19 protein-coding genes are annotated in these 20,123 nt (G+C 32.2%); 10 read left to right on the top strand and 9 right to left on the bottom strand.

The genetic code is table 11. The features are described 5' to 3' along the window. Positions 1-33: 33 nt before the first annotated feature. The 9 genes from AC0L4B_RS16255 to AC0L4B_RS16215 form a co-directional block, all read right to left on the bottom strand. Positions 34-1,224: an acetyl-CoA C-acyltransferase gene (locus tag AC0L4B_RS16255; protein ID WP_473437831.1), complete on the bottom strand. Its 1,191-nt coding sequence runs from the start codon at positions 1,222-1,224 to the stop codon at positions 34-36. Positions 1,225-1,231: 7 nt separating this feature from the next. Then, on the bottom strand, positions 1,232-3,640 hold the full coding sequence (locus AC0L4B_RS16250) for a 3-hydroxyacyl-CoA dehydrogenase/enoyl-CoA hydratase family protein (RefSeq protein WP_473437830.1): 2,409 nt from the start codon (positions 3,638-3,640) through the stop codon (positions 1,232-1,234). A gap of 2 nt (positions 3,641-3,642) precedes the next feature. Further along, positions 3,643-4,098: a MarR family winged helix-turn-helix transcriptional regulator gene (locus AC0L4B_RS16245; protein ID WP_028291275.1), complete on the bottom strand. Its 456-nt coding sequence runs from the start codon at positions 4,096-4,098 to the stop codon at positions 3,643-3,645. A gap of 187 nt (positions 4,099-4,285) precedes the next feature. Next, entirely contained in the window at positions 4,286-6,055 is a 1,770-nt protein-coding gene (locus tag AC0L4B_RS16240; protein WP_473437829.1) for an AMP-dependent synthetase/ligase, read from the bottom strand. A 259-nt stretch (positions 6,056-6,314) separates the two neighbouring features. Continuing rightward, complete coding sequence (locus AC0L4B_RS16235) at positions 6,315-6,482, bottom strand: helix-turn-helix domain-containing protein (protein ID WP_473437828.1); 168 nt, start codon at positions 6,480-6,482, stop codon at positions 6,315-6,317. 22 nt (positions 6,483-6,504) lie between these two features. Beyond that, on the bottom strand, positions 6,505-7,119 hold the full coding sequence (locus tag AC0L4B_RS16230; protein ID WP_473437827.1) for a DUF6597 domain-containing transcriptional factor: 615 nt from the start codon (positions 7,117-7,119) through the stop codon (positions 6,505-6,507). A 68-nt stretch (positions 7,120-7,187) separates the two neighbouring features. Beyond that, positions 7,188-10,880 carry a phosphoribosylformylglycinamidine synthase gene (gene purL, locus AC0L4B_RS16225; protein ID WP_473437826.1) on the bottom strand — a complete coding sequence of 1,231 codons (3,693 nt, stop codon included), beginning with the start codon at positions 10,878-10,880 and terminating at the stop codon, positions 7,188-7,190. A gap of 167 nt (positions 10,881-11,047) precedes the next feature. After that, positions 11,048-12,157, bottom strand: coding sequence for an endonuclease (locus AC0L4B_RS16220; RefSeq protein WP_473437825.1), 1,110 nt, complete (start codon positions 12,155-12,157; stop codon positions 11,048-11,050). 59 nt (positions 12,158-12,216) lie between these two features. Beyond that, the gene (locus tag AC0L4B_RS16215) at positions 12,217-13,428 is read right to left on the bottom strand and encodes an RsmB/NOP family class I SAM-dependent RNA methyltransferase (RefSeq protein ID WP_473437824.1); all 1,212 of its coding nucleotides are present in this window, start codon (positions 13,426-13,428) and stop codon (positions 12,217-12,219) included. Between the two features lie 167 nt (positions 13,429-13,595). Here AC0L4B_RS16215 and AC0L4B_RS16210 point away from each other — a divergent pair, with 167 nt between their 5' ends. The 10 genes from AC0L4B_RS16210 to AC0L4B_RS16165 all read left to right on the top strand — a co-directional run bounded on the left by AC0L4B_RS16210 (position 13,596) and on the right by AC0L4B_RS16165 (position 20,071). Then, positions 13,596-14,174: an RNA polymerase sigma factor gene (locus AC0L4B_RS16210; protein ID WP_473437823.1), complete on the top strand. Its 579-nt coding sequence runs from the start codon at positions 13,596-13,598 to the stop codon at positions 14,172-14,174. 42 nt (positions 14,175-14,216) lie between these two features. Beyond that, on the top strand, positions 14,217-14,531 hold the full coding sequence (locus tag AC0L4B_RS16205) for a hypothetical protein (RefSeq protein WP_473437822.1): 315 nt from the start codon (positions 14,217-14,219) through the stop codon (positions 14,529-14,531). A 34-nt stretch (positions 14,532-14,565) separates the two neighbouring features. Further along, positions 14,566-14,994, top strand: coding sequence for a Spy/CpxP family protein refolding chaperone (locus AC0L4B_RS16200; protein ID WP_473437821.1), 429 nt, complete (start codon positions 14,566-14,568; stop codon positions 14,992-14,994). Between the two features lie 122 nt (positions 14,995-15,116). Further along, a complete protein-coding gene (locus tag AC0L4B_RS16195) occupies positions 15,117-15,401 on the top strand; it encodes an EF-hand domain-containing protein (protein WP_473437820.1) in 285 nt (94 codons plus the stop codon). Between the two features lie 31 nt (positions 15,402-15,432). Next, positions 15,433-16,896, top strand: coding sequence for a CotH kinase family protein (locus AC0L4B_RS16190; RefSeq protein ID WP_473437819.1), 1,464 nt, complete (start codon positions 15,433-15,435; stop codon positions 16,894-16,896). 167 nt (positions 16,897-17,063) lie between these two features. Further along, positions 17,064-17,348, top strand: a complete 285-nt coding sequence (locus AC0L4B_RS16185) for an EF-hand domain-containing protein (protein ID WP_473437818.1) — start codon at positions 17,064-17,066, stop codon at positions 17,346-17,348. 56 nt (positions 17,349-17,404) lie between these two features. After that, on the top strand, positions 17,405-17,959 hold the full coding sequence (locus AC0L4B_RS16180; RefSeq protein ID WP_473437817.1) for an EF-hand domain-containing protein: 555 nt from the start codon (positions 17,405-17,407) through the stop codon (positions 17,957-17,959). 45 nt (positions 17,960-18,004) lie between these two features. After that, positions 18,005-18,769, top strand: coding sequence for a YHYH protein (locus tag AC0L4B_RS16175; protein ID WP_473437816.1), 765 nt, complete (start codon positions 18,005-18,007; stop codon positions 18,767-18,769). A gap of 106 nt (positions 18,770-18,875) precedes the next feature. Then, positions 18,876-19,400 (top strand): toxin-antitoxin system YwqK family antitoxin, encoded by a 525-nt coding sequence (locus tag AC0L4B_RS16170; RefSeq protein WP_473437815.1) that lies wholly within the window; start codon positions 18,876-18,878, stop codon positions 19,398-19,400. Next, positions 19,400-20,071 carry an SCO family protein gene (locus tag AC0L4B_RS16165; protein WP_473437814.1) on the top strand — a complete coding sequence of 224 codons (672 nt, stop codon included), beginning with the start codon at positions 19,400-19,402 and terminating at the stop codon, positions 20,069-20,071. Before AC0L4B_RS16170 ends, AC0L4B_RS16165 begins: the two co-directional genes overlap by 1 nt. The last annotated feature ends 52 nt before the right edge of the window (positions 20,072-20,123 follow it).

Genomic DNA, 20,123 nt, shown 5'->3' with positions numbered 1-20,123 from the left:
CGTCTTGCCTCTTGGTTCTAAGCGTCTTGATTCTTAATTAAGAAACTCAAATATTCCACAAGCACCTTGACCAGTACCAACGCACATGGTAACAGCACCATATTTACCTTTCATGTCTTGCTTACGCATTTCATCAAAAAGTTGTACTGAAAGTTTTGCTCCTGTACATCCTAATGGGTGACCCAATGCAATTGCACCACCATTTACGTTAATGATATCTGGGTTAAGACCTAATTCTCTAATTACTGCTAAAGATTGAGAAGCAAAGGCTTCGTTTAATTCAATTAACGCTAAATCGTCTTGTTTTAAACCTGCCTGTTTTAATGCTTTTGGAATGGCTTTTACTGGTCCGATTCCCATAATACGAGGCTCAACACCTGCAGCAGCATAGTTAACCATTCTTGCAATAGGTTCTAAACCTAGTTCTTTAACCATGTCTTCACTCATAACCATTACAAAAGCAGCTCCATCACTCATTTGAGACGAGTTACCAGCTGTAACACTTCCTCCAGCAGCAAATACAGCTCTAAGTTTAGCTAAAGCTTCTTTGCTAGTTCCTTTTCTAGGACCTTCATCTTTAGTTACCGTGTATGATTTAGTTGCTTTCTTTCCGTTGGCATCAATGTAAGTTTGTTCTACTTCGATTGGTACTATTTGATCTTGAAAACGATTTTCAGCTTGCGCTCTTAATGCTTTCATATGTGAATTGTAAGCAAATTCATCTTGGTCTTCACGAGATACTTTAAACTGTTTTGCAACAGCTTCTGCAGTATTTCCCATTCCCCAATAATAATCTTCATGACCAGATTTTACGATATCGTAGTTTAATTCTGGTTTAAAACCAGTCATTGGTACGCTACTCATACTTTCTGCTCCACCAGCAATAATACAATCTGCCATTCCAGCTTGTATTTTTGCAGTTGCCATACCAATTGTCTCTACTCCAGAAGAGCAAAAACGGTTTACAGTTACTCCAGGAACATCCACTATATCTAATCCCATTAAAGAGATTAAACGTGCCATATTTAATCCTTGAGAACCTTCTGGCATTGCGTTACCAACAATAACGTCGTCAATACGTTTTGGGTCTAAATTAGGCAACTCTTTCATCATGTGTTTGATGGTTTCTGCAGCTAATTCATCAGTTCTTTTAAAACGGAACACGCCTTTTGGTGCTTTACCAACTGCTGTTCTGTATGCTTTTACTATATATGCTGTTTTCATTTTTTTCTTAGTTTCTTAAAGGTTTTCCTTTGGTTAACATGTGTTGAATTCTTTCCAATGTTTTACGTTCTGTACAAAGAGAAAGGAATGCTTCACGCTCTAAATCCAATAAATATTGCTCGCTAACTAAAGTTGGTTCAGATAAATCTCCACCAGCCATAACGTAAGCTAATTTATTAGCAATTTTCATATCGTGTTCTGAAATGTAATTAGAATCTTGCATAGAGTCTGTTCCTACTAAGAACATACCTAAAGCTTGTTTACCCAATACTTTTACATCAGTACGTTTTACAGGTTGTGTATAACCAGAATTAGCCATTAACATAGCGTGTTGTTTTGCAACTGCTATTTGACGATCTTTATTTACTACAACAACATCTTTTCCTTTTTGAAGTAGGTTTAAATCGAAAGCTTCATAAGCTGAAGTCGATACTTTAGCCATACCAATAGTTAAGAAATGCTCTTGTAACACGTTAAGTTGTACGTCTCCTTTTTGGAAAAGATCTTGCGCTCTTAAAGCCATTTCTTTAGAACCTCCACCACCAGGAATAACACCAACACCAAACTCTACAAGTCCCATGTAAGTCTCAGCTGCTGCAACTACTTTGTCTGCATGTAGTGATAATTCACATCCACCACCTAAAGCCATTCCGTGAGGCGCAGAAATAGTTGGGATAGAAGAATAACGCATACGCATCATACTATCTTGGAAATATTTGATAGCCATATTAAGCTCGTCATATTCTTGCTCTGCAGCCATCATGAAAATCATTCCGATGTTTGCACCAACCGAGAAGTTTGCAGCTTGGTTACCAACCACTAAACCAGCAAAGTCTTTTTCGGCTAAATCAATAGCTTTATTTAATCCAGCTAAAACGTCACCACCAATGGTATTCATTTTAGATTGGAATTCTACGTTAAGGATTCCGTCACCTAAATCTTCGACAACAACTCCAGAATTTTTAAAGACTTCTTTAGTTTTTCTGATATTATCTAAGATGATGAAACTATCTTGACCAGGAATTTTTGTTTGTGTTTTAGAAGGAATATCATAGAAATATGTAGCACCTTCTTTTACTGTATAGAAAGATGTATTTCCAGAAGCAATCATCTCATTAACCCAAGCAGCTGGTTCTAAACCTTCAGCTTTCATTAACTCGATACCTTTTTCTACACCAATAGCATCCCAAATTTGAAATGGTCCGTGTTCCCAACCAAAACCAGCTTTCATAGCATCGTCAATTTTATAAACATCGTCTGAAATTTCTGGAATACGATTAGATACGTAAGCAAATAATGCAGTGAAGCTTTTTCTGTAAAACTCACCAGCTTTATCTTTTCCTTTTACTAATACTTTAAAACGGTCAACAACTTTATCAATCGTTTTCGTAAGTTCTAAAGTTGCAAATTTTGCTTTTTTAGAAGGTCTATATTCTAAGGTGTTTAAGTCTAAAGCTAAAATTTCTTTTTTGCCTTCAGCAGAAACGCTTTTTTTGTAAAATCCTTGTTTAGTTTTACTTCCTAACCATTTGTTTTCCATCATGGTGTTGATGAAATCTGGTAATTCAAATAACTCTAAACGTTCGTCATTAGGGCAGTTTTCTCTAATTCCGTTTGCTACGTGAACTAAAGTGTCTAATCCAACAACATCAACCGTACGGAAGGTTGCAGATTTAGGGCGACCAATAACTGGTCCTGATAATTTATCTACTTCTTCAACTGTTAGATCTAAATCTTTTACAGCATGAAATAAACTTTGGATGCTGAAGATTCCAACTCTGTTTCCGATGAAAGCAGGTGTGTCTTTAGCAACAACAGATGTTTTTCCTAAAAATTTTTCGCCATATTCATTTAAAAACTCTAGTACAGAAGCATCCGTATTTGGTCCAGGAATTATTTCGAATAATTTTAAGTAACGTGCAGGATTAAAGAAGTGCGTTCCGCAGAAGTGTTTTTGGAAATCTTCACTACGTCCTTCGTTCATGAATTTAATTGGAATACCAGAAGTATTAGAGGTGATTAATGTTCCTGGTGTTCTGTATTGTTCTAGTTTTTCAAAAACTTGTTGTTTAATATCAAGTCTTTCTACAACAACTTCCATAATCCAATCTACGTCTGCTACTTTAGCAATGTCGTCTTCTAAATTACCTGTGGTAATACGACTTGCAAAAGCTTGACTGTAAATAGGAGAGGGTTTAGATTTTAGTGATGCAGTTAAGGCATCATTTACTAATCTGTTTCTAACGACTTTGTCTTCTAAAGTTAGACCTTTAGCTTTTTCTTTGTCGTTTAATTCTCTAGGTACGATGTCTAATAATAGTACATCTACACCAATGTTGGCGAAGTGACAAGCGATACTGCTTCCCATAATTCCGGAACCAATAATGGCTACTTTTTTAATTCTACGTTTGCTCATGATTATTTTAAAGTGTGTTCTTTTTGATTGTAAATCTTTTTGTTAGAAATCATTTCGTTAATAGTTTCAGAAACTTCAAAAAAGTGTTTTAGTTTATCCTGAGGTATTTTACTTTTTATAGCCTCATTAAAAACTAGAACGCGTTCTCTTGCGTCGTTTCTTTTTTCTTTTCCGTAAGGAGTTAAATATATCAAAACACCACGACCATCGTTAGGGTTAGGTTTACGCATAATTAAATCTAACTCTTCCATACGTTTAAGTATACGAGATAGACTTGTTGCTTCCATACCCATAATTGGTCCTAGTGATGTTGAAGGAGTCCCTTCGTCTTGATCTATGCTTAGTAAAGTAAAACCAGTTGCCATTGTTGTACCAAATTTAGCAGCTTCTTCATTGTACATCTTGTTGACAGCTAACCAAGTGGTCCTTAGCATGTAATCAATGGTTTTGTCTTTCATATTGAAAACTCAATTAATTTGTTACTTCCAAAGATAATAAAAATTTATTATGCATGCATAATAAATTTAAAAAAATATGTACAAAAAAAGCTACCTAAAGATAGATAGCTTTTTTTAAATAACAACATGTTTAGTTGTAAAATATTAATAATCAATTAATTAATTGATTGATTAGTTGTTTGTTTTGTTAATGACCATAAATGTCATTGTATAATGCTTTATAACGTTCTTTTATAATTTTACGACGTAATTTTAAAGTAGGTGTAAGGTGTCCGCCTTCTACAGTCCATGCTTCTGGTGTTAATCTAAACTGTTTGATTTTTTCCCATTTGGCAAAGTTTTCGTTTGCTGCATCAATTTCTTCTTGAAAACGAGCTACAACTTCAGGGTTGGTTACAATTTCTTCATTAGTCCCTAATGTCTTGTTATGTATTTTACCCCAATCCCTAACAAAATCAAAATCAGGTTGTACAAATGCTGCTGGCATTTTTTCGCCTTCACCAATAACCATTACTTGATCAATAAATCTAGATTGCTTACATCGGTTTTCTAATAATTGAGGTGCAACATATTTACCACCAGAGGTTTTAAACATTTCTTTTTTACGATCTGTAATTTTTAAGAAACCTTCGTTATCAATGACACCTATATCTCCTGTATGGAAAAAGCCATCTTTGATTACTTCTGCAGTTTTAGCATCGTCTTTGTAATAACCCATCATGACTTGTGGACCTTTTACACAGATTTCACCATCTTCAGCTATTTTAACTTCTGTACGATCTAGTAGTTTTCCTACAGTACCAATTTTAAATCCTCCATTACGCATATCGTTTACAGATACTACAGGAGAAGTTTCGGTTAATCCATAGCCTTCCATAACGCCAAATCCTGCAGCATTAAATACACGAGCAAGTCTTGGTTGTAAGGCTGCACTACCTGATGCCATTACAGCAACTTCACCACCTAAAGCAGCTTTCCATTTACTAAAAATTAATTTATTGGCTAGGTTTAACTTTTGAGTATACCACCAACCATTTTCTCCGTAAGGCTTATAATCTAAGCCCACTTCTACAGCCCAGAAAAATAATTTTTTCTTTATTCCTGTTAAGTCAGCTCCTTTGGCAATGATTTTATCGTAAACTTTTTCTAAAAGTCTAGGCACAGCAGTCATCACTTGTGGTTTTACTTCTTGAGCATATTCGCTGATTTGATCAATAGGTGCATAATGTATTGAGGCACCACAATATTGGTATAAGTAAATAAGCATACGTTCATATACGTGGCAAAGTGGTAAAAAGCTTAAAGCTCTTGCTTTACCAAGCTCAATTGGTATGCGTTTAAAGCTTTCTAAAGCATTGCTAACAAGGTTATCATGAGATAACATAACACCTTTTGGTCTTCCTGTAGTACCAGAAGTATAAATTAATGTTGCTAAATCGCTAGCTTTAACTTTGTTTTTTAAATCTTCAACTTCATTTTGGTTAGATTGGTCTTTACCTAAATCTAATACCTCTTGCCAATTTTTACAATCTTCAAGTTGGTCAAAACAATATACTTCTATTAAAGAAGGTACTTCTGATTTTATTTTTTTGACTTTGTCATATACGTCTTGACAAGAAATGAAGCAATATTTAGCTTCAGAGTGGTTGAGTACGTACGCGTAGTCTTCTTCAGAAATGGTTGGGTAAACAGGTACATTTTGTGCTCCAAGTTGTAAAATACCAATATCCATGATATTCCATTCTGTGCGATTTGTTGAAGATATTACCGCTATTTTGTCGTTTTGCGAAATTCCTAATCTTAGTAGCCCTCTACTAATAGTATTAGCTTTTTCAATATAGTCTTTAGTTGAAATAGATACCCATTTATCATCATATTTTGTTGATAAAGCTTTTTCAAGATTATATTTTTCAAGTTGATAGTAAGGAAAATCGAAGAGTCTAGTTATTTCTATCATTTGTTAGTTTGCGAAGTTAATGTTTTGCAAAGTATGAAATTTTATTTCGATTTCAAATATTAGTTAAAAAAAGGAGCTGTAATTAAACAGCTCCTAAGCTAACTGATTGATAGCGTGAAAAAATGTTTTAATGATTTTTTTTAATAACTAACTGTGTTTAAATGAATCCCTTAACTTCCATTTAAATTAAATAAATCACATTATTTCGGAGCTAAATTATATAAAATCTATTTAAATAAAATGTAAATTTTCGTAAAAATTATTTTTTTAAATAATTTGATAGAAAAGGGGTTTTGGTATTAAAGTAGTCTGAGGGCTTTAAATTCATGAATAATTTAAAGTCTTTAGTAAAGTGAGAGAAGTCGTAATATGCGTAATAATCAATTAATTGAGAGATAGATGTGTTAGTGGTTTCATACTTTCTCATAAGGCTTACAAACTTGAAAAGTTTAATGAATTTTAATGGTGTAAGGCCTATTTTTTTTGAATTGTGTTTCCAAATGTTTTTGAGAAATTGGAAAAATTTTCAAAATTTCTTCAACATTTATTCTCCCTTCTTTTTTGTAAATAACATGAATGGCATCATCGACTAATTTTGTGTTTTTACTTTCATATAATTCAAGTTTTAAAAGTTCTTTTTCTATTTTATTAGCTAATTCTTCACCTGAAAATTCTTGTTTAAAAATTGGGTCTAGTAATTGATATAGTTTTTGATCTACTCCAGATAGATTAATATGTTGGTCTGTAAATTTTGAAATATCTGTTTTCAAAATTTTATAAAGCGCAGTAGGGTGGAAGTTAATTCCAAAATTATAGTATGGTTTTTGGGCAAGCAATGTGTATGATTTGTACGATTGCCCAAAAACCACAATACCTTTGTTTTTAAAAATTTTATTATTTACACCAGTTTGTAAAGGTGATTGAGATTTGAAAAATAAAATATGTGATTGTGCTGTAGGAATAACCCTAGAGCTTAATGGTATACTTGATTGTTTAACATTAAGCTCGAAAAAATTTTGTACCAACTGGTTAGGTTTAGTACATTCAATGTATCTAAAATTCATTAATAGCTTTTTAAATTCAATGTAGTTATACTATAAACCTAACGATTTTTTTAAGTTTCAGTATGGTATTAATTGTTTTTAACATTTATCCATTTTTTTGCATTTACAAAAGCTTCAATCCAAGGTGATACTTGATCTGTTCTATTGTTTGGGTAATTAGCCCAATTCCACTGAAAAGTTGAACGCTCTATGTGTGGCATCATTACTAAGTGACGCCCTGTTTTATCACACAACATTGCTGTGTTATAGTCAGACCCATTTGGATTAGAAGGGTAACTATCATAGCCATATTTAGCTACAATATTATAATCTGCTTCATTTTTAGGAAGGTTAAACTTACCTTCACCATGACTAATCCAAACTCCTAGAGTTGCATCTTTTAAAGTAGATAGCATAACAGAGTTGTTGTCTTGAACAGTTACAGATGTAAAAGCGCTTTCGTGTTTTTTAGAGTCGTTATGCAACATTTTTCCGTGGACATCATGTTCTGGATTTATTAATTCTAACTCCATAAATAATTGACATCCATTACATATGCCAACCGATAATGTGTCTTCTCTATTAAAGAAGTCTTTAATTGCTTTGTTAGCATTTGCATTGTATTTAATTGCTCCAGCCCATCCTTTTGCAGATCCTAAGACATCACTATTAGAAAAACCACCAACAGCTCCTAAAAACTGAATGTCTTCAAGTGTTTCTCTTCCAGAAATTAAATCTGTCATATGTACGTCCTTAACATCAAAACCAGCTAAATACATTGCGTTTGCCATTTCACGCTCTGAATTGCTACCTTTTTCACGTAAAATTGCAGCTTTTGGACGTAGTTTACTAGAGTCAATTACAGGTAATTGTCCTGTAAACTGTTTTGGAAAACTATATTGTAATGGTTGTTGAGCATAATTTTTATAGCGAGCTTCAGCAAGATTATTTGCAGTTTGTTTTTGATCTAACAAATAAGATGTTTTATACCACATATCTCTTAACCTAGAGACTGTCATAGTAAAGACTTCAGCATCATTAATGATACTTAAAACATCAGTATCAGTTACTTTTCCTATGTTATTAAAAGTAATATTAGCATCTTTAAGTACCTGTTCTATCGAAGCGTCTTTGGACTGAAATACAATTCCTGAATTTTCTGCAAATAGCACTTTATGTGAATCCTTTTCTTTTAAATCAGAAATATCTAGTTCGGCACCAAGATTAACATCAGCAAAACATAGCTCTAATAAAGTGGTAATTAAACCACCTGAAGCAACATCATGTCCAGCAACAATTTGATTATCTTTTATTAAATTTTGGATAGTATTAAAAACTGTTTTTACATAGTTGGCATCTTTAGTATTAGGTGTGTTATTACCGACTTTATTTAATACTTGAGCAAAACTACTTCCTCCTAATTTAAACTCGTCTTGAGAGATGTTTATGTAATAAATATCACCTGCGTTTTTCTTAAAAACAGGCTCTACAACTTGTTTGATATTATTGCAGTTTGCAGCAGCAGAAATAATTACTGTTCCAGGAGAAATAACGTCTTCTGTAGCATATTTTTGCTTCATTGACAACGAATCTTTTCCTGTTGGAACATTGATTCCTAAATCAATAGCATATTCTGATATTGCTTTTACAGCATCGTATAATCTTGCATCTTCACCTTCGTTTTTACAAGGCCACATCCAATTGGCTGATAGAGATACAGATTGTAAACCATCTTTTAAAGGTGCCCAAATAATATTAGTTAAAGCCTCTGTAATACTGTTTCTACTTCCTGCAACAGGGTTAATTAATCCTGAGATAGGAGAGTGACCAATAGAGGTGGCAATACCTTCTTTACCATTATAATCTAAAGCCATTACACCAACATTGTTTAATGGGATTTGTAATGGTCCAACACATTGTTGTTTAGCAACCTTACCACCAACACAACGATCTACTTTGTTTGTTAACCAATCTTTACAAGCGACAGCTTCTAACTGTAATACTTGATCTAAATAGTTGTAAAATTCATCAGATTTGTAAGTGACATCGTTATAATTTCTGCTAATTGTATTGTCAGTCATTATAGTTTTTGGAGAACTTCCAAACATGTCTTCTAAGGCTAAATCCATCGGCTTGTCACCATTTGTTTTAGATTTAAAAGTAAATCTGTCATTTCCAGTTACATCACCAACTGTGTATATTGGTGATCTTTCACGATCAGCAATTCTATTTAAAGTCTCTAAATGTTTTTCGGCAATTACTAATCCCATTCTTTCCTGAGATTCGTTACCAATAATTTCTTTTGCAGATAAAGTAGGGTCACCAACTGGTAATTTATCTAAATCTATTGTACCTCCTGTGTCTTCAACTAATTCTGAAAGACAATTTAAATGTCCTCCAGCTCCATGATCATGTATTGATACAATAAAATTTTCTTCGCTTTCAACCATTCCACGTACAGCATTGGCAGCACGTTTTTGCATTTCTGGATTGGATCTTTGTACTGCGTTTAGCTCAATACCTGTAGAGAACTCTCCAGTATCAGCAGAGGATACTGCAGCTCCACCCATTCCTATTCGGTAGTTTTCACCACCTAAAATTACTATTTTGTCACCTGTTTTTGGTGTATCTTTTAATGCTTGGTCTGCTTTTCCATAACCAATACCTCCAGCTTGCATGATGACTTTATCATAACCTAATTTACGAGGTTTTGCTGTAGGATTTGTGTCTGTATTTTCATCATGTTCAAAAGTTAGTACAGATCCGCAAATTAAGGGCTGTCCAAATTTATTACCAAAGTCTGAAGCACCATTACTAGCTTTAATTAAAATATCCATTGGTGTTTGGTACAGCCAAGGACGCGCTTCCATAGTTTGTTCCCAAGGTCTTGCGTCTTCTAATCTTGAGTAAGAGGTCATATACACAGCTGTTCCAGCTAATGGTAGCGATCCTTTTCCTCCAGCTAAACGGTCTCTAATTTCTCCTCCAGATCCTGTAGCTGCTCCATTAAAAGGTTCTACTGTAGTTGGAAAGTTATGTGTTTCCGCTTTAAGCGAAATAACAGAATCATAATTTTTTGTAGTATAAAAATCAGGAATATCTGCACGTTGTGGTGCAAATTGCTCTACCGTTGGTCCTTTTATAAAAGCAACATTATCTTTATAAGCCGAAACGATGTCGTTTGGATGTTGTTTTGAGGTTTCTTTAATTAGTTTAAAGAGAGAGGTTGGTTTTTCTTCTCCATCAATAATAAATGTACCGTTAAAGATTTTATGTCTACAGTGCTCTGAATTAACTTGTGAAAATCCAAAAACTTCAGAATCTGTTAAAGGTCTTTTAATTTTTTTAGAAACACCTTCAAGGTATTCGATTTCTTCATCATTTAAAGCTAAACCTTCTTTAGTATTATATGCAGCTATGTCTTCAATATTTAAAATAGGTTCAGGCTTTACGTCTATATTAAAAGAGGTTTGTGATAAGCTGTTGTATTTTTCAGAAATCATTGGGTCAAATCCTTTGAAGTCTTTGTCGCAAGTTTCAAATTCTTCTATTCTAAGAATGCCTTCAACACCCATATTTTGGGTGATTTCTACAGCGTTAGTACTCCAAGGAGTTATCATTGCAGCTCTTGGTCCAACAAAAAAAGCATCTAAAGATGCTTGTTCTATTTTTGGTTGGTCGCCAAATAACCATGTCAATTTTGAGATGGTGTCGGTTGATAATTCTTTTGTTGCTTGAACAGCAAATACTTTACTGTTTTGGTTTCCGAAGAAATGAATCATTATATGTTTAGTTTGAGTGTTGTTTATAATAAAGGCACAAATTTAGCTTTTTTAGTTAAATTTTACGCTTAAAAAAGTGACTTAATTTAATAGTTGTTCACGACTTTATTAACCATAAAAAAAGCGATTCTGTTTAGAATCGCTTTTGTATAATTTTATTGGGTTATTTAGCTTTTTACTAGTTTTTTAGTGATATTTCCTTTTTCAGTTTTTAAATTAAGGATGTATACACCACTTTTTAATTTGCTAACATTAACTTGTTTGTTGCTAGGTGATACGTTACCTGATAATATTTTTTTACCTAGCACATCATAAATATCATACGCAATTGTGTTTTTAACTTCAATATTTAATTGATTTCCATTAATTGGATTAGGATAGATTTTAAGAGAGCTTTCTGTATCAAATGTATTAACCGATAATAAGCTTTGCCAAATTGAATCTACATAACTTGGGTTGTCAATAAATGGATTACGATTGTTTTGAGCATTAAAAATAGCATTATTACGATCTAATTCACGTTGTGATACAGGATCCTGTGTATGCCATTGATACAAGATGTTGAAAAATGTTGTGTCAAATGCTTTATCTGCACTTCCGTCAAACATTGCATAACTATTGAAGCTAGTTAGATTGCTTTCGTATCTGGTTACAAAATAAAAATACATTCTTGCAATATCACCTTTAAACTCATCTATAGGTTCAAATACAGTGTTGGAATAACCAGCAGAATAGCCTGAGTTTAAATTATTACCTCTTTTAGATCCATTTGTAGATGTGAAATTTGGAGTTGCAACCACGCCAAAAGGAAAACTACCACGTTGTGCATTTACATATTTATCTGATGGTACCACAAAATGAGCATCATTTTTCATTGGTGAGTCACTGTCAAAAACGGATTGCGGTATGATGTGTTCTCTGTTGTATTTTTGTCCTTCAGATGTACCTCCAGTTCCGTTATCTTGGTTTGTCCCATAAGTATATTCATAAGCATCAGTACCTGATGGATTTTCAGAATACATATCTAATAATGTACCATTATTTTCATAATAAACATCAACATCAGAACTTGCGTAAGTTGTATACAACGCACCATAACCTAGATCTTGAGCTTGATATTCTGGTGATAAACCATCGTTACCATTATCAATAATATCTTGTAATTGTGTTTTTAATTGGTAACCACTACCAGTAGCTGAACTGTAATAATCAGTAGGTGCTTGACTATAACTAAGTGTTACTGCTAAGAAGAATAATACTGAGTAAATTTGTTTCATATTTATAATTTAGGATTATTTATCTTGTAAAATAATGTTTAATAATTTATTTTCAAAAACTATTTCTTTTCTAATAAAGCCATGTAAAAACCATCAAAGCCTGATTGATGTGCCAGTATTTTGTTGTCTTTTACAAATGTAAAATCTTTACCGTTTTCTGAGGCTAAAAATTTAGAAACTTGTTCTTGGTTTTCAGAAGGTAATATAGAGCATGTAGCATACACTAATTTACCTCCAGATTTTACCATACGCGAGTAAGTACTTAATATTTCGGCTTGAGTTTGTTTTATCTTTTCAATAAACTCAGGTTGCATTTTCCATTTAGCATCAGGATTACGACGTAAAACACCTAATCCAGAGCAAGGAGCGTCTATTAAAACACGATCTGCTTTGTCATAAAGTTTTTTAATAACTTTAGTAGACTCTATATGACGTGGCTCAATATTATGTGCACCATTACGTTTAGCACGACGTTTAAGTTCTTTTAACTTATTATCGTATATATCTAAAGCAATAATTTGACCTTTGTTTTCCATTAAAGCAGCAAGGTGTAATGTTTTACCTCCAGCACCAGCACAAGTATCTACAACTCGCATTCCTGGTTGGACATCTAAATATTCTGCAACTAATTGCGATGAGGCATCTTGTACTTCAAAATGACCATTTTGAAAAGCTTCAGTTGTGAATACATTACCTCGTTCGGCTAATTTTAAAGCAGTTGGATGCTTTGCTATTTCTTCAGTTTCAATATCTAAATCAAACAATTCAGATTTAAGCTTTTCCTTAGTCGTTTTAAGCGTGTTGACTCTTAAAATCACGTCTGCTTGTTGGTTTAAAGCAGTTGCCTCTTTAGTCCAAACTGCTTCACCTAACTCTTTAGCAGCTAACTCATCCATCCAATCAGGAAAAGATTCTTTGATTTTTCTTACTTTAGATAATTCGTCAAAACGACCTTTTATTTTTCTAGAAGGTGTATTTTCAAAATACTTCCAATCAGGTAGTGTTATTCCTTTTAAAGTCGCCCAAACCGCAAACATACGCCAGATGTCATCTCTGCTAAAAGGTTCTTTAACTTCTGCAATTTCGGCATATAAGCGTTTCCAACGGACAATATCGTAAGTGGTTTCGGCAACAAAACCTCTGTCACGACTTCCCCAACGTTTATCACGTTTTAATAATTGTTGTACTACTTTATCTGCATATTTACCTTCGTTGAAAATTAATAGTAATCCATCAACGGTTGCAAAGCATAAGTTTCTGTGTAAGCGCATTTTTTAAGTTTTAAAAGCGTGCAAAGTTACGTTAAATAACACAAATTAGTATTGCTTTTTTGTTATAAGATGACTAGTTTTATTAATAAAAATAAAAAAATATCTAATAGCGCAAGTTTTTGGATTAGATTGCATCTAATATTTATTAATAGCACAATTAAAAATTTTTGACCGAAACCCAATTTATAGAAGCCCTTAAAACTCAGTCTAGAGCAGCTTTTACCAAGCTGTTGCACGATTATGAGCAAAAAGTATTTGGGACTTGTTTGTCATTTGTGCCAAATAAAGAAGATGCTGAAGACATTGCGCAAGAGGTGTTTGTTGAGGTGTTTAATTCTATTAATAAATTTAAGGGAGACTCTAAATTATCTACTTGGATTTATAGAATAACAACTAATAAGTGTCTTGAGTTGATTAGAAAACGAAAAACTAAAAAGCGTTTTGCTTTTTTGCAATCGTTATCAAGTGATGATTATGCATTAGATAAAGCTAGTTATTTTACAGAGATTAATCATCCTGGTTTGGTTTTAGAGCAAAAAGAAATTAGTGAAACTTTATTTTTAGCAATCAATAAATTACCTGAGACACAAAGGTTAGTGTTTACTTTAAGTAAAATTGATGATAAAAGCTATAAAGAAATTAGTGAGATTACTAACAAAAGTATAGGATCTATTGAGTCATTATTATTTAGAGCAAAAAAGAATTTACAAAACATTTTAGAAGAATTTTATAAAAGTCAAATGTAGACGCAAGTTTTTAAAAACTATAGCATCTAATACTATACAATTATGAAAACAGATAAAAACATACAAGATAAAGTGAATCAAACACTTGATGTGGTTGAGTCCTTTGAGCAAGTTAATGTTTCTCCTTTTTTTAAAGAGCAAACGTTGCAGCTTTTATTTGATGAAAAAGAAGAAAAACAGACTATTTGGAGTTGGTTTACACCTCAATTACAACTAGCAACTTTAGTTTGTATAGTTGTAGTAAATGTTTATGCAATAGCACAAATTAAAAATTCAACATACGAATCTTCAGTATCTACCTTTGCATCAGATTATGGATTAGACACTTCAACAGAAGATTCATTATTTAATTTATAACAATGAAAAAAATACAATTTTATACCTGCTTCTTTTGGTATTAATTATAATGAATGTGTTTTTCTTAATAAATTATTTAGGAAGTCCTAATCATAAAGGTCCAAGAGAATCTAGTGATTTTATAGTTTCTGAATTAAATTTTAACAACGCACAATTACAGCAATTTAAAACTTCCGAAGCCAAACACATTGAGGTTATGAGACGTTTTGGAGACCAACTTAAGTCAGATAAAGATCAATTGTTTAACGCTATGCAGCAACCAAACATAGACACTAAAGTTATTGATGGTTTATTTGAATCTATTGCTAAAAAAGAAACAGCTAAAGAAAAAGAGATATTTTATAGATTGCGTCGCATTTATCAGATATGTAATGAAGAACAAAAAAAACGATTTACAGAAATAATAAAAAATGCAAGACAATTTGATGGTCAACGACCACCAGGACCAAGTCAAAGACAATAACATTAAAACAATAGAGACCTTCAGTAAAACGAAGGTCTTTTTTTTGTGTTTTAATTAACATAGGCTAGCACAAGTAAATAGTTAATACTTCATCTAAAACTACATAACAAAACAATTTAATAATGAAACAACAAGTAATAAAAACAGGAATATTAATATTTGGATTAACAGTGTTTAATCTAACTAATGTTAAAGCGCAATCACAAGATAGACCAAATAGAACTCCTCCAACATTTAGTGAATTATTAAAAAAGTTGGATACAGATGAAGATGGTAAATTATCTAAAACTGAAATTAAGGGACCATTAAAAGAAAGCTTTACAGAAATTGATACTGATGAAGATGGATTTATTAGTGAAGAAGAATTTAAAAAAGCACCAAAGCCTAAAAGAAGAGAACGTAACTAATTATATGAAAAAACAATAAAACCACAGTAATATGAAACAAAACAATAAAAACCTAAAACGACTATTTTTAGGATTACTTTTTACAATAACATTTATATCTTTTAATTCATGTAATGATGATGATATAGAAGATGTGGCAGCTGTAGGAGATGAAGAATCAGAAGTTGTTGATGATACAGATTTTGAAGCTACAGATTGGACAACAGCTACACATAGTAAAGATGCAGATCCTAATTTTGAAGAGGTATTTGAAGACAATACAGTTAAAAGACTAGATATTGTAATTACTGAAGCACGTTGGCAAAGTATGTTAGACGATATGACTAGTCTTTATGGCGAGTTTGGAGCAGGAGTAGGTGGGCTAGGTTCAGGTCCTGGAGCAGGACCAGGAGATGACGTTTTGACTGAAACAGATGAAGATCCAATATTTGTTCCTGCAGAAGTTTTTTATAATGGTATCGAATGGTATAGAGTAGGAGTAAGGTTTAAGGGTAATTCTAGCTTACAAACTAGTTGGCAAAACGGAATTTTAAAATTATCATTTAAATTAGATTTTGACGAGTTTGAAGACGATTACCCACAAATAGATAATCAACGTTTTTATGGATTTAAAAAACTAAGCCTTAAAAATAATTTTGATGACAAGTCTATGTTACGTGAAAAAGTAACAACAGATGCTTTTAGAAATGCAGGACTAGTAGCTTCGCACACTGCTTTTTACACTGTTTATGTTGATCATGGAGATGGACCTGAATATTTTGGAGTTTATACAATGGTTGAAGAAGTAGACGACACAGTGTTAGATACACAATATTCTGATAATGATGGTAATCTTTACAAACCAGATGGTGATGCAGCAAGTTTTGCTTTAGGTACTTATAATGAAAGTGAATATGTTAAAAAAACAAATGAAGATGAAGCCGATTTTGAAGATGTTGCAAGTCTTTTAGAAATTTTAAATGATGACATGAGATTGTCAGATTCAGAAACTTGGAGGTCTAACTTAGAAGGTGTTTTAGATACAGATGTGTTTTTAAAATATTTAGCAGTAAATACTGTTGTACAAAATTGGGATACTTACGGAAGGATGACACATAATTATTTTTTATATAACAACCCAGATACAGAAAAATTAAATTGGATCCCTTGGGATAATAATGAAGCTTTAGATATTGGTAAAATGGAAGGAGCGTTACCTTTAGATTTTAGTGGGCTAAATGCTTCAGAGTGGCCTTTAATTGGATATTTATATCAAGATTCTGTATATAAAACGCAATATGACAACTATTTGCAGGAGGTTATAGATGGACCATTTAATGTTGCTACTATTCAATCTCAATACGCTAATTATTCAGCTTTAATAGAACCTTATGCAACATCTGAAATTGCAGGTTATAGTTTTTTAGATAATAGTTCTGATTTTCAAAATGCAATAAATCAATTAAATGCACATGTTACATCACGTACAGCAGCAGTTAATGATTATTTAGATTAATAAGTATCACCTTAAACTATATAAAGGTTATAAAAACAGTTAAATACAATTATTAAAAAAGACCTTCAGTAAAACGAAGGTCTTTTTTTTGTGTTTTAATTAACATAAGCTAGCACAAGTAAATAGTTAATACTTCATCTAAAACTATATAACAAAACAATTTAATGATGAAAAAACAAGCAATAAAAACAGGAATATTAATATTTGGATTAACAGTGTTTAATCTAACTAATGTTAAAGCGCAATCACAAGATAGACCAAATAGAACTCCTCCAACATTTAGTGAATTATTAAAAAAGTTGGATACAGATGAAGATGGTAAATTATCTAAAACTGAAATTAAGGGACCATTAAAAGAAAGCTTTGCAGAAATTGATACTGATGAAGATGGATTTATTAGTGAAGAAGAATTTAAAAAAGCACCAAAACCAAAACGAAGAGAACGTAATTAAAATTTAATATTAAACTTTTATAAAAAAAAGTAATCTTAATAAAAAAACTAACCAAAATGAAACAAAACATTAAAACAGCAATCACAATTTTTTCAATGGTATTATGCTTTAGCGTATTTGCTCAAGGACATTCAGGAGGTGGTCGTGGTCAGGGTCGAGGTCAAGGTAGAGGTCAGGGTCAAGGTCGAGAAAAACCTGATGCGTCAAAAATAATGTCACAATTAGATAAAAATGGTGATGATGTTATAGATAAAGAAGAAGCTGCAAATGATACAAAAGGTAAAATAGCAGAACAATTTGATACTATAGACTTTAATGAAGATGGTGTTATCGATTTAGAAGAATTAGAAGCTGTAATTGATAGTGGTAAGCCTCGAAAAATTTCGGCTAAAAGAGTTTTAAAAGAAGTAGATGATAATGATGATGGTACTCTAAACGAGCTTGAAGTTGCAGCACAACAAAGACAAGAATTATCAGAACATTTTAGTGAAATAGATACAAATAATGATGGCGAATTGGATTTAGAAGAGCTAAAAGTATTTTATGAAAATGTCCAAGACAATTCTAAAAAAGAAAGAGAAAAGATTAATTATTACGCAAGTATTTTTTAAATGTCGCATCTAAATAGAACAGTCATAAATTAAACATTTTATTATATGAAATTATTTTTTAAACCTTTTTTAGTCGTATTAAGCATAGCCATAACTACCTATGCATGTGATAGTAATGATGATTCATCAACAGATACATTAGAATCAGCAAGTACAGATGATACAGTAACAGAGCTTCATGCTGCTTTTGAGGCATTTAACACAGATGCTACAGATATTTATTTGTCAAATAATGGAGCAACTGTTACTATTGAAACTACAGGATTACCAAATCATGAAACAGTGTATTGGGGAGAAGGTCACGATTTATATTTAGACGAGCCTAGTGTAGATACAACACCTTCAATAATGTCAAGTAACAATAACGCAACAACAATAACAGTAGATGCTATACCAGATTTAACAGGTAGTACCGTTGCAACAAATTTTGATACTATTGGTATAGCTGTTAGTGGAGCTTCAATTTTTAATGATCAAGAAGGTGGTGGACCACTTGATGCAGCTGCAGCAAGTTTAGATTGGACAGGAGCACACATTGGTCCTGGCGTTTACCACTATCATTTAGAGCCAAAAGCATTCTCAAATGATGATGATGCCTTAGTAGGAGTTTTACTAGATGGTGTATTTTTATATGGTCGTAAGTGTAATAATTTAGGGACTTACCCTTCAGATTTAGACGCTTCTGGAGGTCATACATCAGTTACTCAATATACAGATGGAGAAGAAGAATATCACTATCATATTATTAATGAGTTATACTCTACAACTGGTTCATATCTTGCTTTTGCAGGACCATATCAAGGTTATTAAAAAAAATGAAAGTTTATAAGCTTTTTTTATTATATTAGTTTTTTTAATTGTTAGTTGTAATACTAATACAACTTCAAATAGCAATTATAAAGCAAGTGTAGTAAATGTGGCATCAATTGATGCAGACAAAAATGTAATTAAAGATAGTTTATCGTTAGACGGAAACACAGGAGTGTGGTTCTATAAAGGTCAACCGTATACTGGCTATGCCATAAGATTACATAAAAATAATAAGTTAAAAGAAAAAACAGGCTTCTTAAACGGAAAAAAAGAAGGTTTGTATTGTGTTTGGTTTGAAAATAGTGTGCTAAAGTTACAGTCACATTACAAACAAAACGTGTTAGAAGGTAATTATAAAACCTGGTGGCAAAACGGAACTTTAGCTTTAGATTGTATGTATGTTAATGGAGCAGTAAATGGTGAAGCTTTATCATGGTACAATACTGGTCAATTATCAAAACAAAGGCAATTAGCTAATGGTAAAGAAGATGGTTTACAAAAAGCTTGGTTGAAAAACGGAAAGCTTTATGTAAATTATGAAGCTAAAAACGGAAGAATTTTTGGTATGAGACGAGCTAACTCTTGTTTTAAACTAGAAGATGAAGTTGTAGTACTAGATAAAAAAGAATAATGAAACAGTTTTTAATACTATTATTAGTCATTTTTGCTAGTTGCGATAGTAAAGTAAAAAAAGAAACTATTGTTGTAGAAGAAAATAGTAGGACAGATTATTTACCGTATTATAATGATGAGTCTTTTACACCAAATTGGTTAACACCAAATAGTGATGCAGAGAGGGATTTTCATAAAATACCAGAGTTTTTATTAATAAACCAACTAGGTGATACAATTACACATAGTACATTTAATGATAAAATTTATGTAACTGATTTCTTTTTTGCGACTTGCCCAGGAATTTGTCCTAAAATGACAGGTAACATGGCAAAAATACAAGAAGCATTTAAGGATGATGATGAGGTACTATTATTGTCACATTCTGTGACACCAACTATAGATACTGTAGCAGTTTTAAAAAAATATGCAACAGACTATAATGTAAATGATAATAAATGGCATCTTGTGACAGGTGATAAAAATGAAATATATAATTTAGGAAGAGAACAATATTTTGTCGAAAATGATTTAGGTGAAAGTAAAGATATTAATGATTTTTTACACACTGAAAATTTTTTACTAATAGACAAACAAAAACATATTAGAGGGATTTATAATGGATTAAACAGAGCTTCAATTGCTCAATTAATTATAGATATAAAAACCTTAAAGCATGAAAGTAAATAATTTTGGTTGATTATTTTTTTTGAAAAGCTTCGCTGTAATGGTGGAGCTTTTC

Source organism: Olleya sp. NP1-10 (assembly GCF_055804415.1).
Note: the sequence above shows the minus strand (reverse complement) of the source record. Positions and strands in the feature narration are given on the sequence as shown.

Excerpts from the sequence above, each read along its gene's own strand:
- AC0L4B_RS16185 (WP_473437818.1), top strand. The coding sequence starts at position 17,064 with ATGAAAAAACAAGCAATAAAAACAGGAATATTAATATTTGGATTAACA.
- AC0L4B_RS16205 (WP_473437822.1), top strand. The coding sequence starts at position 14,217 with ATGAAAACAGATAAAAACATACAAGATAAAGTGAATCAAACACTTGAT.
- purL (WP_473437826.1), bottom strand. The coding sequence starts at position 10,880 with ATGATTCATTTCTTCGGAAACCAAAACAGTAAAGTATTTGCTGTTCAA.
- AC0L4B_RS16175 (WP_473437816.1), top strand. The coding sequence starts at position 18,005 with ATGAAATTATTTTTTAAACCTTTTTTAGTCGTATTAAGCATAGCCATA.
- AC0L4B_RS16195 (WP_473437820.1), top strand. The coding sequence starts at position 15,117 with ATGAAACAACAAGTAATAAAAACAGGAATATTAATATTTGGATTAACA.
- AC0L4B_RS16230 (WP_473437827.1), bottom strand. The coding sequence starts at position 7,119 with ATGAATTTTAGATACATTGAATGTACTAAACCTAACCAGTTGGTACAA.
- AC0L4B_RS16250 (WP_473437830.1), bottom strand. The coding sequence starts at position 3,640 with ATGAGCAAACGTAGAATTAAAAAAGTAGCCATTATTGGTTCCGGAATT.
- AC0L4B_RS16245 (WP_028291275.1), bottom strand. The coding sequence starts at position 4,098 with ATGAAAGACAAAACCATTGATTACATGCTAAGGACCACTTGGTTAGCT.
- AC0L4B_RS16180 (WP_473437817.1), top strand. The coding sequence starts at position 17,405 with ATGAAACAAAACATTAAAACAGCAATCACAATTTTTTCAATGGTATTA.
- AC0L4B_RS16255 (WP_473437831.1), bottom strand. The coding sequence starts at position 1,224 with ATGAAAACAGCATATATAGTAAAAGCATACAGAACAGCAGTTGGTAAA.
- AC0L4B_RS16190 (WP_473437819.1), top strand. The coding sequence starts at position 15,433 with ATGAAACAAAACAATAAAAACCTAAAACGACTATTTTTAGGATTACTT.
- AC0L4B_RS16220 (WP_473437825.1), bottom strand. The coding sequence starts at position 12,157 with ATGAAACAAATTTACTCAGTATTATTCTTCTTAGCAGTAACACTTAGT.
- AC0L4B_RS16165 (WP_473437814.1), top strand. The coding sequence starts at position 19,400 with ATGAAACAGTTTTTAATACTATTATTAGTCATTTTTGCTAGTTGCGAT.
- AC0L4B_RS16235 (WP_473437828.1), bottom strand. The coding sequence starts at position 6,482 with ATGAGAAAGTATGAAACCACTAACACATCTATCTCTCAATTAATTGAT.
- AC0L4B_RS16240 (WP_473437829.1), bottom strand. The coding sequence starts at position 6,055 with ATGATAGAAATAACTAGACTCTTCGATTTTCCTTACTATCAACTTGAA.
- AC0L4B_RS16215 (WP_473437824.1), bottom strand. The coding sequence starts at position 13,428 with ATGCGCTTACACAGAAACTTATGCTTTGCAACCGTTGATGGATTACTA.